This window comes from Streptococcus sanguinis SK49, from assembly GCF_000212815.1.
Classification (GTDB): Bacteria; Bacillota; Bacilli; order Lactobacillales; family Streptococcaceae; genus Streptococcus; species Streptococcus sanguinis_C.
On sequence record NZ_GL890985.1, the window covers coordinates 84,253 to 100,540 of the forward strand.

Consider the following 16,288-nt stretch of genomic DNA (forward strand, 5'->3'; position numbering starts at 1 on the left):
ATATATTGATTTTCTCATTTACTTTAATCTCTAGCAAAATTTTATAATATCCACTTTTAATTCATTTAAAAAATCAGCAGAAAGCCCTTAACTTTGTTATAATGAAAATAATAAATTAGCTGCAAGGAGAAATCATGACTTCACTAAGATTTCAATCTGTTTTTGATATTATCGGACCTGTGATGATAGGCCCATCAAGCAGTCATACAGCAGGCGCCGTCCGTATCGGAAAAATTGTCTCCTCTATTTTTAACGATGAGCCGACAGAGGTAGAGTTCCAGCTCTTTAACTCTTTTGCCAAAACTTACCGAGGTCACGGAACTGACTTGGCTCTTGTCGCAGGGATTCTAGGTATGGAGACTGATGATCCAGAGATTCCTAACAGCCTTGAAATCGCCCATAAACGCGGTATCAAGATTGTCTGGACGATTCAAAAGGATAGCAATGCTCCCCACCCTAATACGACAAAAATTACAGTCAAAAATGACCGTAAAACAATCAGTGTGACTGGAGTCTCTATCGGTGGAGGCAACATTCAAGTAACAGAGCTGAATGGCTTTTCAGTATCTCTGAGCATGAATACTCCGACCATCATTATTGTCCATCAGGATGTCCCAGGTATGATTGCCCATGTCACCGAAGCTCTGTCACGCTACAATATCAATATAGCTCAGATGAATGTTACACGTGAGAAGGCTGGAGAAAAAGCGATTATGATTATTGAAGTTGACAGCCGCAGCTGTGAGGAAGCCATTGATGAAATCCGTAATATTCCTCATCTGCACAATGTGAATTTCTTTAAATAGGAGAAAATATGTTTTATTCCATCAAAGAATTGGTAGAGCAAGCTGACTTGGATTACCAAGGAAATGTTGCTGAATTGATGATTGCTACCGAGTATGAATTGACTGGTCGTGAAAGAGATGAAGTCCTGCGGTTGATGCATCGCAATCTGGAAGTCATGAAAGCCTCTGTCCTTCTTGGACTCGATGAGAGCAAGTCTCGAAGCGGATTGACTGGTGGAGACGCGGCAAAACTTGACCATTATATCCAGACAGGAAAGGCTTTATCAGACCACACTGTGCTGACTGCTGCAAAAAATGCTATTGCTGTAAATGAACACAATGCTAAAATGGGCTTGGTTTGTGCTACACCAACAGCTGGTAGCGCTGGCTGTCTGCCTGCTGTCCTTACATCAGCCATTGAAAAATTAGGCCTCTCAGAAGAAGAACAGCTATACTTTCTATTAGCTGCAGGCGCTTTTGGCCTAGTCATTGCTAATAACGCCTCAATTTCGGGTGCTGAAGGTGGCTGTCAAGCTGAGGTTGGCTCCGCTTCAGCTATGAGTGCAGCTGCTTTAGTTCTGGCTGCTGGAGGTTCACCTTTTCAAGCCAGTCAAGCTATTTGTTTTGTCATTAAAAACATGCTGGGCTTGATTTGTGATCCAGTAGCTGGTCTTGTGGAAGTGCCTTGTGTCAAGCGAAATGCTATGGGAGCCAGTTACGCTTTTATTGCAGCCGATATGGCTCTTGCAGGAATCGAGTCTAAAATTCCTGTTGACGAAGTCATTGACGCTATGTATCAAGTCGGCTCAAGTCTGCCTACTGCTTTCAGAGAAACAGCTGAAGGCGGTCTAGCTACAACACCTACAGGTCGCAGACTTTCAAAAGAAATCTTTGGAGAATAACCTTGACAAATTTGTCAAGTAGATTTACTAGATAGTAAAAAAGGAGACAAGATGAGCCATTTGAAATATATCTTCTTTGATTTGGATGGAACCTTAGTTGACAGTTCAAAGGGCATCCAAAAATCCTTTGAATACAGTTTTAAACAACTTGGAAAAGAGTGCCCTGAAGAAAATATTATCAAAAGTTTTATGGGTCCTCCTCTGGAAGTAAGCTTCGCTTCTGTTCTTGAAGAAAGCCAAGTTCCAGAAGCGATTAGCTATTATCGCAGTTTCTATAAGGAAAAAGGCATCTGGGGCGTCCGCCTCTATGAGAGGATACCAGAATTGCTGACACAGTTAAAAGAAGCCGGCTATCAGATTTATGTAACAACAAGTAAAAATCAACCCACAGCACAAGATTTATTAGCAAATCTAGCTATCTCTGACCAATTTGATGATATTTTTGGCTCACTGCCAGATTCATTTCAAAAAGCAGATGTTCTGCGTCGAGCTCTGCAAACACTAGATGCAAATCCAGAAGAAACCATAATTATAGGTGATACAAAGTTTGATATGATTGGCGGTAAAGAAGTAGGGATCTCAACTCTAGGAGTCCTTTGGGGCTTTGGCAGTAAAGAAGAGTTACTAGAAAATGGAGCAGATTTGCTGGCTAATTCCCCCAACTACATTTTAAAAATATTGAAAGAACACTTTTCATAACTTTACATAGCTGTCAATATAGATAAGATTGTTACCTTTAAATCTTTATCTACACTACCATTTTCTGCTTATAAATTGTCAATTTTATGTAAACTAAAAAACAACAGATTTCTGTGGTTTTTTTATTTCTATCTTAATAGCCCCAAGCTGAAAGTCCTTGAGCACTGTAGGCACTATATGCTGATTGAATTTGATCATCAACAGTAGCTGTTGATCCCCAACCTGGCATCGTTTGGAAAAGACCACTAGCACCTGAAGGGTTGTAAGCATCTACTTGACCATTTGATTCACGGGCAATAATAGCTTCCCAAGTTGATGCAGGAACACCAGTCATTTCTGCCATACGTGATGCTGCATAAGAACCAGTTGCACCAGCGGTATTACCATTGCTAAGTACAAGGCCTCCTGATGTTGCTGCTGAATTAGCTGTTGCTGCAGGTGCTGCATAATTATTTACGGGAGTTGCAGTTGCTGCTACGCTTGTTTCAGACGTTTTGGCACTATTTCCAAGTTCCAAGATTTGACCAACACGGATGTGATTTGGATCTGCGATTTTGTTTAACTCTACTAATTTCTCAAGAGTTGTATTTTTTTCGTTAGCAATAGCTGATAAAGTATCACCGGCTTCAACTGTATAGGTCTCAGCATTTGCAATACCTGAAACCAAGAAAGCCGCTGCAGCGACTGCACCTGTTAAAGTCCATTTTGCTGTTTTTTTGTTCATTAAAATGTAATTCTCCTTTCGGTGATAATACTATCTTACACATAAAATATTACCAAAAAGTTACATTACCAAGTCAAACGTTACAAGAACATTTAGTTTAGACGTTAAAAACAGACTTTTAGAGCTTTTTTGTCAAATATTTTCTTTGACCAAGCAAAAAATAGACAAGTTTAACTTATACTATTCTCTAAAAACACTTTAAACAGCAGGTCAGTTTTTCAATATATAAAGTAGAATACCTAATATGAGTAAGCTAATAATAGCCAAGCTGTCATTTCTTTTCCATGCTAAGCGGCGAAAACGTGTCCGACCTTCACCTCCATTATAACCACGAGCTTCCATGGCAATAGCTAGAGCATCTGCCCTTTTAAAACTAGAAGCAAACAAAGGGATTAGAATGGGAATAATAGATTTAACCTTTTGAACAAGCTTTCCCTCGCCAAAGTCAACACCACGCGCCCTCTGGGCGTTCATAATCCGAGTAGTATCATCCATCAAAGTTGGAACGAAGCGCAGGCTCATAGAGAGCATCAGACCAATCTCATGTGCTGGCACCTTGAAAACCTTCAGAGGCTTCAGCAAAGACTCCACGGCATCAGACAAGCTTAAGGGTGTCGTTGTCAGAGTCAGAAGAGTAGAAAAGAAAATAATCAGAATAAAGCGGCTAAAAATAATGCCAGCCTGTGACAGTCCTAGTTCTGTAATTCTGACAAAAGCGAATCGAAAGATTGTGGCCCCTCCCGAGGTCAAAAACAACTGGAACAAGGTAGTAAAAGCTATGATAAAAACCATGGACTGGATACCCTTTAAAAAGAACTTCAAAGGAACCTTGGACAGCAAGACCAAACTAAAAACGAAAACAAACAACAGCAGATTGGTCACAAGATTATTAGCCCAGAAAATTAATAGAATAAAAAGAAACATCGCCAGCAACTTGCTCCGCGGATCCAAACGATGGATGATTGAATTTCCGGGAATATAGCGACCTAAAATCAACTTATCCATGCAAGATCTCCTTGAATTCTTCAATTGTAATAGGATAGTGCGAGAAGGTCATCCCTTTTTCCGCCAATTCGTGAGCAAATTTTGTAATCTTAGGAACACCCAATTGAATACTCTCCATAAAATCAAGATCCTGAAAGACCTGAGCAGGCTGACCGCTCTTGACGACTCTGCCCTTATCTAAAACATAGACTGTATCAGCAAAGTTGGCTACATCATCCATTAGGTGAGTTACCAAAACAATGGTCATACCGGCTCGATGCAGCTCTTCAAAGAGCCTCATCAGTTCTTTTCGACCAGATGGATCAAGTCCTGCTGTCGGCTCGTCCAAAACCAAGATATCAGGCTCCATGGCTAGTATACCAGCGATGGCTACCCTACGCATCTGGCCGCCAGAAAGTTCGAAAGGACTGCGATTGAACAAATCCTCAGAAATTCCGACTAAGTGCAGCTTTTCACGCGCCAAAGCTTCCGCTTCTTCCTTAGAAACACCAAAATTCTGAGGACCAAAAGCCACATCTTTCAAAACTGTTTCATCAAAAACTTGACTTTCCGGAAATTGAAAGACTAGACCAACCTTCTTGCGCACCTGTTTAATGTCTTTATTGACGGAATCAGCCGTGATGACTGTACTGCCTACTTCAACACTGCCCTGATTGGGAACCAGCAAGCCATTTAAAAGCTGGAGAATGGTTGACTTACCGCTGCCAGTATGACCGATAAGAGCGGTATAGCTGCCGGATTTTATCTCCAAATCCACTCCAAAAAGCGCTGGTCCCTCAAAAGGGGTGCCAGCTTGATAAGTATAACTTACATTTTTGAGAGTAATGCCCATAGTTGATCCTGCAATTCTTTTTCTGTTAAGTAAGTGTCTGGCAGAGGAAGCCCTGACTGACGCAAAGCCGCCTTTACCTGATTAACAAATGGCTGATCCAATCCTAGCTCTTCCAAATCTTCTCGAGAAAAAAGTTCTCTCGGGGTAGCAGTAGATTCAACCTGACCCTCTTTCATGACCAAAACACGGTCGCTTAAGGCTATTTCATCCAGGTCATGAGTGATAGAAATGACGGTCAGCTGATTACCATCTTTAATTTTTTTCACGGTCTGGATAAGATCCAAACGCCCCTCTGGATCCAACATGCTAGTTGCTTCATCCAAAATAATAATATCCGGTCTTAGAGCTACGACACCTGCAACAGCTACCCGCTGTTTCTGACCTCCAGAAAGACGAGCTGGTTCACGCTCCTTAAAATCCTGCATGCCGACAAGCTCTAATGCCTGCTGGACTCGCTCTACCATCAGATCATAGTCCAGCCCTTGATTTTCCAAACCAAAGGCTACATCGTCTTCTACAGTTGCACCGACAAACTGATTATCTGGATTTTGGAATACCATGCCAATCTGTCTGCGTTTTTCCCAGACGTTTTCAGCTGTTAGCTTATCGCCTGAGATAATAATATCTCCGCTTTCCGCTTCTAAAAGGCCGTCAATCAAACGAACTGTGGTTGATTTTCCACTCCCATTATGACCGACAATAGACAGCCATTCCCCTTTTTTTACTTGAAAGGAGACATCATTTAAAGTGTAATTCTCAGACTCACTATCATATTTGTACTTAAGATTTCTTACTTCGATGATATTTTCCATATTATTTAAAGGTATCTTTAAAGAGATAGGCACTTCCCTTGAAGTAGTCATATCCAGAATAAATCGTAAAGATTAAAGCGATATACAGAAGGATTTGCCCTAAGAGAGTCCAATGAATCAGTAGAAAAATAATAGCAAACATCTGCGTGAAGGTTTTGATTTTACCTGGCATAGCAGCTGCTAAGACCGTACCACCTGTTTCCACTAAAAGCAAGCGCAGACCTGTTACTGCCAATTCTCGGCAAATAATAATAGCCACAACCCAGGCAGGAGCCATTTTCATCTCAATCAACATGATAAAGGCAGACATCACTAAAAGCTTATCAGCCATGGGATCAGCAAATTTACCAAAGTTTGTTACCACTTCCCACTTTCGAGCCAAATAACCATCTAGATAATCAGTTATACTGGCAAAAGCAAAGATAAAAGCCGATAAAATATGCATGGTGTAAGAATGACCGAATGTTAAAATCACAACAAATACAGGGATTAAAGCAATCCTGACAAGAGTTAAGGCATTTGGAATATTTTCTTTTTTCATGGGATTCCCTTCGTTTTTATCCTTTCGTAATGTTTAAACTAATGGTTCCACTATCGCTAGTCAAAGCCGAAGTATCTAGTTTTTGTCCCTCTATCGTCACAGTTGCTCCTTTAACAGGTGCTAACGTAATAAGATACTTATTGCCTGGCTCAAGAGCAACCGTCTGGCTTGATTTTTCAGGAGATAAGGTGATGCCTTCGGCTAGTTCTGAATCGCTTATGCTTACCAAATTGGTTGTTTGCTCCACAGAAACGGTCACTTTGACAGGCTGACTTGCTCCGCTGTACTCAGCAGTCAAATTATCTCCGCTTCCACCAACTGTCAACTTGCTAGCCGAGGAAGAAACTGACTTAGAATCAGCCGAAGAAAAGGAACTCATCTGACTGTTAGTACTTGTAGAGGAAACCAGGCTATAGTTGTTGTCAGATGCTTTGTAACTTACCGAATTAGTATGAGCATAGCTCCAGATATAGTATACCACGAAAACTGCAATAGCTGAAGCCAATAAGAGAAAATAGAACAAGGGCAGAAAAGAGCTTTTATTTTTATTTTTTCTGCTCCTGAATTCCTCATCTGCTGCCAGTACCACTTCATCAAAGACTATCATCTCACCAGCTTCGTAAGCCTCCAGAATAATAGATTCATCCAAATCTACAGCCCAAGCATATTTTCGCAAGAAGCTGCGGGCATAGAAAGGACTAGGAAGCAAATCATAGTCATTTCGTTCCAGCGCTTCCAGCAAATCCTGCTGAATATCTGTCTTTTTTGACAATTCCTCTAAGCTCAGCCCTTGATTGGTCCGGGCAAGCTTCAACACTTCTCCTATCGTTTTTTTTCTCATACGTACTTTTCCCTTATTTCTATTCTTCACTATTTTAACAAAATTTTAAAAACGATTCTGGAATTATTTTGGAAAAATAGTAAAATCTGTCATATCACACTGATCGATAAATCGATGACCTAGTTTTATCACATCATTCAGGCTGATGTCCTGTAAAATTTTCGGCAAATCAAACAGATTCTCACCCGTCAAATGCGGTTCATATTGGGTTGCAATATACTCAAGCGAGTTTAAACCGTGCAGAAAATCACCAAACATCTCACTTTTAATCGTATCCAAATGCTCTTCTGTCACATCCGGATCCTTGTCAAAATTCTTGATGGCTGAGCGAAATTGATGAGAAAGTCCCACCGGTTCCTGAGTATCCATCGTCAGCATGACAAAGTGAAAATCTTTTTCTACTTCCACTTCTAACGTTAAAGAATTGTCCATTTCCCCACTTTCATAGAGGGACTGGAAACGCTTGGAAGTCCAGCCAAACATCATGGCAAATAAGAGTTTCAAAGTGATTTTATAGCGACACAACTCCGATTCATCAACAAAATCTGTGCCTCGAATCCCAACTGCCAGTTTTGGACTAGCTACCTCCATTCGGTAGGTGTCCGTTGATACCACTGGGTGAAGGCTAACAGGAATTTTTTCAATGGGTTCAGAGTTCCCTGCAAAAACTAGTTTTTCCTGCTGTTCAGCAATCTCAGTAGCTATCTGTTCCAAATCAAAATTACCAATTACAAACAAAGTCATATTAGAAGGATGATAAAAGTTACTGAAATTTTCCTTCAAATTTTCGACGGTAATCTCAGAGATAGACTCTTTCGTTCCTGCAATGTCTTCTGCCAGAGGTGTTTGAGGATAGAGATTGGCCAAGGCTCCAAAAAAGAGACGATAATCTGGATTATCCTGGTACATTTCAATTTCTTGGCCGATAATATCCTGTTCCCGCAAAATGGATTCTTTTGTGAAATCAGCCCGATGCACAAGTTCTTGCAAAAGCTGTAGGTTTTCTGAAATGTTATCCGTTGCAGAAAACAGATAACTAGTCCGAGTAAAGCTCGTAAAGGCATTGCTCTCAGCTCCTAGCTTAGTAAATTCCAGCAGCAGATCCTTTCCCTGCGGGCCTTCAAAAAGTTTATGTTCCAAAAAATGAGCTATTCCAGCCGGATAATGAGTGACCTGCTTGGTTTCACGTGAAACAATCCCTGTATCCACTGAACCAAAATTAGTTGAGATAATCCCATAAGTTTCATTAAAATCATTTTTAGGCAGAAGAAAAACACGTAAACCGTTTGCCAAGACTGTCTGATAGACAGTTTCTCCCACTGCTGAATAATTGATTTTTTCTAGCACTTCTCCCTGCATTATTTTCCTTCCATAAAGTAAATAGCTTGTAATTTTAAGAGACCAGCTGCTTTGATAATATCATCCTTACGAACCTGTTCCAAAGCTTCCAGCCAAGCTTCAAGAGATAAGAATTTTTTCCCTAAAACAGAAGCCATATAAGCTCTCTCTAAGATTGTATTCTGTCGATCCTGAGCTAACAATACCGAATTTCTCAGCATTTTCTTGGTTTGATTCAGTTCTTCCTGACTAAAATTCCCACGCTTCAAATCAACAATCTGTCGGTTGATTAAAGCAACTGTTCTGGTCCGATTACTGCGGTCAATACCAGCGTAAATCCGCATCATTCCTGAAAAAATATCAAAATTGCTAGAAATTGTATAAGCCAGCCCTTCCTTTTCACGAAGATTGACAAATAATTTCGAATGGGCAAAGCCACCTAGCAAAGCATTTAAAACGACCAAAGGCAGGTGCTCACTCTCTCCGTACTGAATAGGGAAGTGATAGGCCAACTCAATAATTGACTGATGGACATCTTTCTGCTCCAGTCCTTCTCGTAAAACATTGGAATATTCTTGCTGATAAACTAACTGAAGTTCTTGTTGGCGAGGTGCAAAATTGAAAGATTGAATTTTCTCCCGAACAGCCACTTCATTAAAGTCCCCAATAAAGAAAAAGTCAATCTGATTTTCCTGAAGCATCTCCTGAAAAGCAACAAAACTGCTTGCAGCTGTCTCTTACTGGATTAATTCAATTGTCCCAACACGAGGCATCTGCATTTCCTCTTCTTCATAAAAGAGTTTGTCTAATTCTCGATGAGCATGATAAAAATGATTCTCAATTTCAGCTTCCAAATCATTCAAAATATTTTTCTTCTCAATTTCAAAAGCAGATTCATCAAAAGCGTCTTGACTTACCAATGGAGAAAACAAGCTGGCTTTCAAAAAATCAAGCATGGCATCTGTCAGGACATTCTTACGACTCAAAAATTTATCCCGCACAAAAGAAAGATTGATATCTAAATAATGCACCAATCCTCTCCTTGAAAGACTCGTAGAATAATCAGCACCATACAAATTGGCCAAACGTTCTCTGAAAGCCTGCGAAGTAGGATAAACAGCATTGACAGTCTCTAGCATGCTAGCTGTTAAAACCCGACCAGCTACTGTTTCTTTGGACATAGGCGCTGAAAAACGAACCCTAATTTTGTTTGTTTTAAATTTTTCTGATTGAATAAAATGGAGACGAACTCCTTTAGTGATTTCCATGACGCCCCTCATACTGAATAATATAGACTACTATTATATCATGAAATGCCTCTGATTTGTTTGTTCCACCAAGCTTTTTGCTGATTAAAACGTTTTCTGATAACAGGAGAAAATTTCCGATTTTATCCAAAGCACCTCAGCACTTTTTACTAACAAATATGGTATAATGACAGGGCTGAGGTGAAATATGGAATATAAATTATTTGATGACTACATCACGCTACAAGCCCTTTTAAAAGAAACAGGAATTATCCAAAGCGGCGGAGCAATTAAAACATTTCTAAGTGAATATCCAGTCCTTTTTAACGGTGAGCCAGAAAACCGCCGGGGAAAAAAACTCCGTGTCAATGACATCGTCTCCCTTCCCGAGCAAGGAATCGAAATTAATCTGACAGCTCCTAGTCAAGAAGAAATTCTGCAACACCAGAAAGAAATCGCAGAAAAAAAACGAGTTGCTGAACTTGTCAAAGCCATGAATAGGGATTTAAAAAAATCTCAGACTTCTAAAAAAGAAAAGCGTAAGAATACAGGGGTACCTAAAAAGCAGAAAACTACTAAAAGCCCTGTTCGCTTCCCTGGTATCTAATCATGTGGCTGCAATCATTAAAAATCAAGCATTTCCGAAATTATCAGGAAGCTGATATTGACTTCCATCCTGGCTTAAATGTCTTTCTAGGCCAGAACGCACAAGGTAAAACCAATATTTTAGAAGCTGTTTATTTCCTAGCCTTGACAAGAAGCCATCGTACACGCTCAGATAAGGATTTAATTCATTTTACAGATAATGATCTCCTTGTCTCTGGCATCTTAGAAAAAAAGACTGGTAAAGTTCCCCTTGACATTAACTTGACACCAAAAGGTCGTATCACAAAAGTCAATCACTTGAAACAAAGTAAATTATCAGACTATATTGGAACTATGAATGTTGTTCTTTTTGCTCCTGAGGATTTACAGCTGATTAAAGGTTCTCCCAGTCTACGACGTAAATTTATAGACATTGAGCTTGGACAAATTAAGCCTGTCTATCTATCAGATTTATCCAATTATAATCATGTCATTAAACAACGCAATGCCTATCTGAAAGCTAATGACAAAGTTGATGAAACCTTCTTGACTGTTCTTGATGATCAGCTGGTTGACTATGGCTGTCGTGTAATCAGGCATCGGTTAGATTTTTTGCAAAAATTAGAAAGCTTTGCTCAGGACAAGCACTGGGACATTTCTCAGAATCTGGAAAAGTTGACTGTCAAGTATCTGTCATCTATTCCTTTACAAAAAATTGACAATTTAGAAGAAACTTACCGCTCTTCCTTAATAAGCAGCCGTAAACGTGATCTATTCAAAAAAAATACAGGTGTTGGTCCTCATCGTGACGATATTGCTTTTTTTATCAACCAGATGGATGCCAACTTTGGTAGCCAAGGTCAGCATCGCAGTCTTGTTTTATCACTGAAACTAGCCGAAATCAAGTTAATAGAAAGCATTACAAAGGAAACACCTATTTTGTTGCTTGACGATGTAATGAGCGAACTTGACAATAACCGTCAACTAAAATTATTAGAAACTATCTCTCAGGATATTCAAACTTTCATTACTACAACAACTTTAGAACATTTAAAAAATCTTCCACAAGATATAAAAATTTTCACCATCCAGCAAGGACAAATTGTATCTCAACCCTAGCATTACACAAAATTTACGTTTTTGTAAATTTCATTTACAAAATATTGCTTATAGTGTAAACGAATTATATCGAATTGTTATTAGAACAGCTTTTATAGTCTTTTAAATTGTAAACATATGTCAATTTAAATCGTAAATTTAAAACGAGGTTAGGAAAAATTCCCGACCTCGTTTTATTTTTTATTGAACTGAATAGTTAGGGGCTTCATTTGTGATTTGTACATCATGAGGGTGGCTTTCCTTTAATCCAGCGCCACTCATCTCAATAAACTGAGCATTATCGTGAAGTTCTTGCAGATTTGTAGCACCAACATAGCCCATTCCAGAGCGGATACCACCCAGCATCTGGAAGACAATATCTGCAGCAGCTCCCTTATACGCCACACGGCCTTCAATTCCTTCTGGAACTAACTTATTAGCTTCATTAACAGACCCTTGGAAGTAACGGTCACTAGAGCCCTTCTTCATAGCGGCGATAGATCCCATACCACGGTAAGTCTTAAATTTCCGACCTTGGAAGATTTCCGTCTCGCCTGGCGCTTCGTCTGTTCCTGCAAACATTGAACCTAACATAACAGCATTTCCGCCTGCAGCCAAAGCCTTGACAATATCTCCAGAATACTTAATTCCACCATCAGCAATGATGGTTTTTCCATATTCACGCGCCACAGCAGCTGCATCATAAATAGCAGTTACTTGGGGAACGCCAACACCAGCAATGACACGAGTTGTACAGATAGAACCTGGGCCAATTCCGACCTTAACAACATCCACGCCTGCTTCATAAAGAGCGCGTGCACCTTCAGCAGTTGCAATATTTCCAGCAATCAAGGTGCGTTCAGGGAAATGAGCACGAATCTCAGCAATCTTGCGTAAAACTCCAGCTGAGTGGCCATGAGCAGTATCAATAACAATCGCATCTGCACCCGCTTCAAAGAGAGCTTCCGCACGTTCGAAAGTATCTGAAGTAACACCGACAGCACCAGCTACCAAGAGACGGCCAAACTCATCTTTAGCAGCATTTGGAAACTCAATAACCTTTTCAATATCTTTAATGGTAATCAAACCTGAAAGGCAGCCCTTATCATCAACCAAAGGCAACTTTTCAATCCGGTGCTCCTGTAAAATGCGCTCTGCTGTTCCTAAATCTGTACCAACAGGCGCCGTTACAAGATTCTCACTGGTCATATGACGAGAAATAGGTTGATCATAGTCAGAAATAAAACGCAAATCACGATTAGTTAGAATCCCTACTAACTTACGATTTTCAAGAGTTTCTACAACAGGAACACCACTGATACGATAACGTCCCATCAGTTCATCTGCTTCAGCAATCGTATGATCTGGCGTTAGGAAAAAAGGATCAATAATAACGCCATTCTCAGAACGTTTAACCTTTCGAACTTCATCGGCCTGTTGCTCAATAGACATATTTTTGTGGATAACTCCAAGACCGCCAGCACGGGCAATAGCGATAGCCATCTGACTCTCTGTAACAGTGTCCATAGCGGCAGTAATGATTGGGATATTCAAGGTCAAATTCTCAGCAAGCTTGGTACTCAAATCAGCATCATTGGGCAGTACATGGCTTTCAGCTGGAATCAGAAGCACATCATCAAAGGTAAAACCTTTTTTCAAAAATTTAGTGTCCCAGTTAGACATCCACAGTTTCCTCTTTTCCTTCTTATTTGAACTAATACCCAAAGAAAATTGAAGTTCAGTTTTCTTTGAATAAGAGCTGGTTTTTTTGTTGTTAATATCATACCATTCTGTAGGAAATTGTCAATCATTATTATACAAAAAATAAAAACCATCATTTTTAAAACTAAAAACGATAGTTTTTGTGATTTATAATCAATAATGTTCGTTATTTAAAATAATTAATCCCCATCGCAGACTTCACTTCTGAAAGAGTCTGAGAGGCAGTTTGACGAGCCTTATCACATCCTTCTTGCAGCATCTGATAGACCTGTCCCATATCTTTAGCAAACTCCACACGACGCTCACGAATCGGACCCAACTCTCGCTCTAAAATTTCTAACAGATAGCGTTTGGTTTTGACATCTCCCAGACCACCTCTTTGATAATGCTCTTTCATTGAAGCAATATCAGCAGCATCTTCTGGGCGGCCAAAAACATCCAGATAGTGAAAGACCATATTTCCCTCAACTTTTCCAGGATCTTCCACTCTGATATGATTAGGATCTGTATACATGCTCATAACTTTCTTTTGCAGAATATCCATATCATCTGCCAGATAAATACCGTTATTGAGAGACTTAGACATCTTAGCATTGCCATCCAAACCAGGCAAACGTCCAGCTGCTTCATTTTCAGGATAAATCCCTTCCGGTTCTACCAAAACATCTGTCTGATAAGCGTGGTTAAAGGATCGAACAATCTCCCGAGTCTGCTCAATCATAGGCTTTTGATCATGTCCTACTGGTACAAAATTAGCTTTAAAAGCAGTAATATCCGCTGCTTGAGAAATTGGATAAACTAAAAATCCAGTCGGTAAACTTTCCCCAAATCCTTTTTGCGCAATTTCTGTCTTGACAGTAGGATTGCGTTCAAGACGAGCCAATGACACCAAATTCATATAATACATTGACAACTCTGCCAACTCAGGAATCTGACTTTGAATAAAAATAGTTACTTTTTTAGGATCCAATCCAGCTGCTAGATAATCTAAAGCTACATTACCAATAGACTCAACAATTTTCTGAGGATCCTTTGCATGATCTGTCAAAGCTTGCTGATCAGCCAAAAATACGAACATCTCATATTTACCCTGATCCTGCAAAAGCACGCGGTTCCGTAAACTTCCTACATAATGACCAATATGCAATTTTCCTGTCGGACGATCTCCTGTTAAAATAATTGGTTTAGTCATTTATTACTCCTCAATTTATAATGAGTTCATTATATCATTTTCAATGAAAATGAGAAAGAAGTTTCTAGAAAAAAGCGAAAATTCCAGTTTTTACAACTTGATTGACACCTATTTACAACATTTGTAAACTTAATTGACAAACTATTCTGGCTGTAAAACCTAAAAGTCTTAGTTCATACTATTCTCCTTTTTTCTTTCTACTTTGATTTTTTCTTTTTATCTCAGAATTATTTGAAAAAAGTTCTGTTTTCTAGTAAAATGAAGAAGATTATATATATAGGAGAAAGACATTGCTTACAGTATCAGACGTATCACTGCGTTTCAGTGACCGAAAATTGTTTGATGAGGTCAACATCAAATTTACAGAAGGAAATACTTATGGATTGATTGGAGCTAACGGCGCTGGAAAATCAACCTTTTTAAAAATTTTAGCTGGCGATATAGAGCCAACAACAGGCCACATTTCTCTAGGACCAAATGAACGTCTTTCAGTCCTTCGCCAGAACCACTTTGACTATGAAGAAGAACGGGCTATTGATGTTGTAATCATGGGAAATGAGCATCTCTACAACATCATGAAAGAAAAAGATGCTATTTATATGAAACCTGATTTTTCTGATGAAGATGGTGTACGTGCGGCCGAGCTTGAGGGAGAGTTTGCTGAACTAGGTGGCTGGGAAGCTGAAAGTGAAGCCTCTCAATTATTGCAAAATCTCAATATCCCAGAAGATCTTCACTACCAAAATATGAGTGAGCTCTCTAACGGAGACAAGGTTAAAGTACTCTTAGCTAAAGCCCTTTTTGGTAAACCTGATGTCTTACTTCTGGACGAGCCAACTAACGGTTTGGATATTCAGTCTATTACTTGGTTGGAAGACTTTCTTATTGATTTTGACAATACAGTTATTGTTGTATCCCACGATCGTCACTTTTTGAATAAAGTCTGCACTCATATGGCCGACCTTGACTTTGGAAAAATCAAGCTCTATGTCGGAAACTATGATTTCTGGAAAGAATCAAGTGAACTAGCGGCTAAGCTGCTCGCTGACCGAAATGCCAAAGCAGAAGAAAAAATCAAGCAACTTCAAGAGTTTGTTGCTCGCTTTTCTGCCAATGCTTCAAAATCAAAACAAGCAACTTCTCGTAAAAAGATGCTTGACAAGATTGAGTTAGAAGAAATTGTTCCATCTAGCCGTAAATACCCATTTATCAGCTTCAAAGCAGAACGTGAGATCGGTAATGATCTCTTGACAGTGGAAAACCTTTCTGTCAAGATAGACGGAGAAACTATTCTTGATAATATCAACTTCATTTTACGTCCAGGCGATAAAACAGCTTTGATTGGCCAAAACGACATCCAAACAACAGCTTTGATTCGTGCTTTGATGGGTGATATTGAATATGAAGGAACTGTCAAGTGGGGGGTCACAACCAGTCAATCTTACCTACCAAAAGATAATTCTCGTGACTTCGCTAGTGGTGAATCAATCCTTGACTGGCTGCGTCAATTTGCTAGCAAAGAAGAGGATGATAACACCTTCCTCCGAGGTTTCCTTGGACGCATGCTTTTCTCTGGAGATGAGGTTAACAAGTCTGTCAATGTCTTGTCAGGAGGAGAAAAAGTTCGGGTTATGCTATCTAAGTTAATGTTGCTTAAATCCAACGTTTTAGTCATGGACGATCCAACCAATCACTTAGATTTGGAATCAATCTCCAGCTTAAATGATGGCTTAAAAAATTTCAAAGGATCCATTATTTTTGCCAGTCACGACCATGAATTTATTCAAACCTTGGCCAACCATATCATTGTCCTGTCTAAAAATGGTGTCATTGACCGCATTGACGAAACCTATGATGAATTCTTGGAAAATCAAGAAGTTCAGGCAAAAGTCAAAGAACTTTGGAAAGATTAATCTCTTGTCAATTTACGTTTACAAAGCTTTACAGAGGCATGAAACAACGTTT

15 protein-coding genes and 1 pseudogene are annotated in these 16,288 nt (G+C 39.5%); 6 read left to right on the forward strand and 10 right to left on the reverse strand.

The features are described from left to right. Positions 1-134: 134 nt before the first annotated feature. Genes sdaAB through HMPREF9380_RS10495 form a run of 3 tightly spaced genes read left to right on the forward strand, consistent with a single transcriptional unit; the run spans position 135 to position 2,386 of the window. On the forward strand, positions 135-806 hold the full coding sequence (gene sdaAB, locus HMPREF9380_RS10505) for an L-serine ammonia-lyase, iron-sulfur-dependent subunit beta (RefSeq protein ID WP_002928563.1): 672 nt from the start codon (positions 135-137) through the stop codon (positions 804-806). Between the two features lie 8 nt (positions 807-814). Next, entirely contained in the window at positions 815-1,687 is an 873-nt protein-coding gene (sdaAA, locus tag HMPREF9380_RS10500) for an L-serine ammonia-lyase, iron-sulfur-dependent, subunit alpha (protein ID WP_002920017.1), read from the forward strand. A 51-nt stretch (positions 1,688-1,738) separates the two neighbouring features. After that, positions 1,739-2,386 carry an HAD family hydrolase gene (locus tag HMPREF9380_RS10495; protein WP_002931669.1) on the forward strand — a complete coding sequence of 216 codons (648 nt, stop codon included), beginning with the start codon at positions 1,739-1,741 and terminating at the stop codon, positions 2,384-2,386. A 133-nt stretch (positions 2,387-2,519) separates the two neighbouring features. Here the strand turns inward: HMPREF9380_RS10495 and HMPREF9380_RS10490 are convergent, their stop codons facing one another. The 8 genes and pseudogenes from HMPREF9380_RS10490 to yfmF all read right to left on the reverse strand — a co-directional run bounded on the left by HMPREF9380_RS10490 (position 2,520) and on the right by yfmF (position 9,747). Further along, the gene (locus tag HMPREF9380_RS10490) at positions 2,520-3,110 is read right to left on the reverse strand and encodes a LysM peptidoglycan-binding domain-containing protein (RefSeq protein ID WP_002894257.1); all 591 of its coding nucleotides are present in this window, start codon (positions 3,108-3,110) and stop codon (positions 2,520-2,522) included. 210 nt (positions 3,111-3,320) lie between these two features. Then, on the reverse strand, positions 3,321-4,115 hold the full coding sequence (locus HMPREF9380_RS10485; RefSeq protein WP_002905670.1) for an energy-coupling factor transporter transmembrane component T family protein: 795 nt from the start codon (positions 4,113-4,115) through the stop codon (positions 3,321-3,323). Further along, positions 4,108-4,947 (reverse strand): energy-coupling factor ABC transporter ATP-binding protein, encoded by an 840-nt coding sequence (locus tag HMPREF9380_RS10480; RefSeq protein ID WP_002908343.1) that lies wholly within the window; start codon positions 4,945-4,947, stop codon positions 4,108-4,110. Before HMPREF9380_RS10480 ends, HMPREF9380_RS10485 begins: the two co-directional genes overlap by 8 nt. Further along, on the reverse strand, positions 4,923-5,759 hold the full coding sequence (locus tag HMPREF9380_RS10475) for an energy-coupling factor ABC transporter ATP-binding protein (RefSeq protein ID WP_002931670.1): 837 nt from the start codon (positions 5,757-5,759) through the stop codon (positions 4,923-4,925). Before HMPREF9380_RS10475 ends, HMPREF9380_RS10480 begins: the two co-directional genes overlap by 25 nt. 1 nt (position 5,760) lies before the next feature. Further along, positions 5,761-6,300, reverse strand: a complete 540-nt coding sequence (gene pgsA, locus HMPREF9380_RS10470) for a CDP-diacylglycerol--glycerol-3-phosphate 3-phosphatidyltransferase (RefSeq protein ID WP_002905673.1) — start codon at positions 6,298-6,300, stop codon at positions 5,761-5,763. Between the two features lie 16 nt (positions 6,301-6,316). Beyond that, complete coding sequence (gene rodZ, locus HMPREF9380_RS10465) at positions 6,317-7,171, reverse strand: cytoskeleton protein RodZ (RefSeq protein WP_002931671.1); 855 nt, start codon at positions 7,169-7,171, stop codon at positions 6,317-6,319. A 33-nt stretch (positions 7,172-7,204) separates the two neighbouring features. Further along, positions 7,205-8,500, reverse strand: coding sequence for an EF-P 5-aminopentanol modification-associated protein YfmH (yfmH, locus tag HMPREF9380_RS10460; protein WP_002931672.1), 1,296 nt, complete (start codon positions 8,498-8,500; stop codon positions 7,205-7,207). Next, positions 8,500-9,747: pseudogene (yfmF, locus tag HMPREF9380_RS0110930) on the reverse strand (EF-P 5-aminopentanol modification-associated protein YfmF). The gene yfmH and the pseudogene yfmF overlap by 1 nt, the downstream one beginning before the upstream one ends. Positions 9,748-9,934: 187 nt before the next feature. On the opposite strand from yfmF, the gene yaaA reads away from it, so the two are divergent. Beyond that, a complete protein-coding gene (yaaA, locus tag HMPREF9380_RS10455; protein WP_002931679.1) occupies positions 9,935-10,333 on the forward strand; it encodes a S4 domain-containing protein YaaA in 399 nt (132 codons plus the stop codon). Positions 10,334-10,335: 2 nt separating this feature from the next. Further along, positions 10,336-11,430 carry a DNA replication/repair protein RecF gene (gene recF / locus HMPREF9380_RS10450; protein WP_002931681.1) on the forward strand — a complete coding sequence of 365 codons (1,095 nt, stop codon included), beginning with the start codon at positions 10,336-10,338 and terminating at the stop codon, positions 11,428-11,430. A 180-nt stretch (positions 11,431-11,610) separates the two neighbouring features. Here recF and guaB read toward each other — a convergent pair whose 3' ends face one another. Next, entirely contained in the window at positions 11,611-13,092 is a 1,482-nt protein-coding gene (gene guaB / locus HMPREF9380_RS10445) for an IMP dehydrogenase (protein ID WP_032907112.1), read from the reverse strand. A 205-nt stretch (positions 13,093-13,297) separates the two neighbouring features. Continuing rightward, positions 13,298-14,323, reverse strand: coding sequence for a tryptophan--tRNA ligase (gene trpS, locus HMPREF9380_RS10440; protein WP_002931685.1), 1,026 nt, complete (start codon positions 14,321-14,323; stop codon positions 13,298-13,300). A gap of 290 nt (positions 14,324-14,613) precedes the next feature. Between trpS and HMPREF9380_RS10435 the strand changes: the two genes are divergently transcribed. Then, entirely contained in the window at positions 14,614-16,236 is a 1,623-nt protein-coding gene (locus HMPREF9380_RS10435) for an ATP-binding cassette domain-containing protein (protein ID WP_002931688.1), read from the forward strand. Positions 16,237-16,288 lie beyond the last annotated feature (52 nt).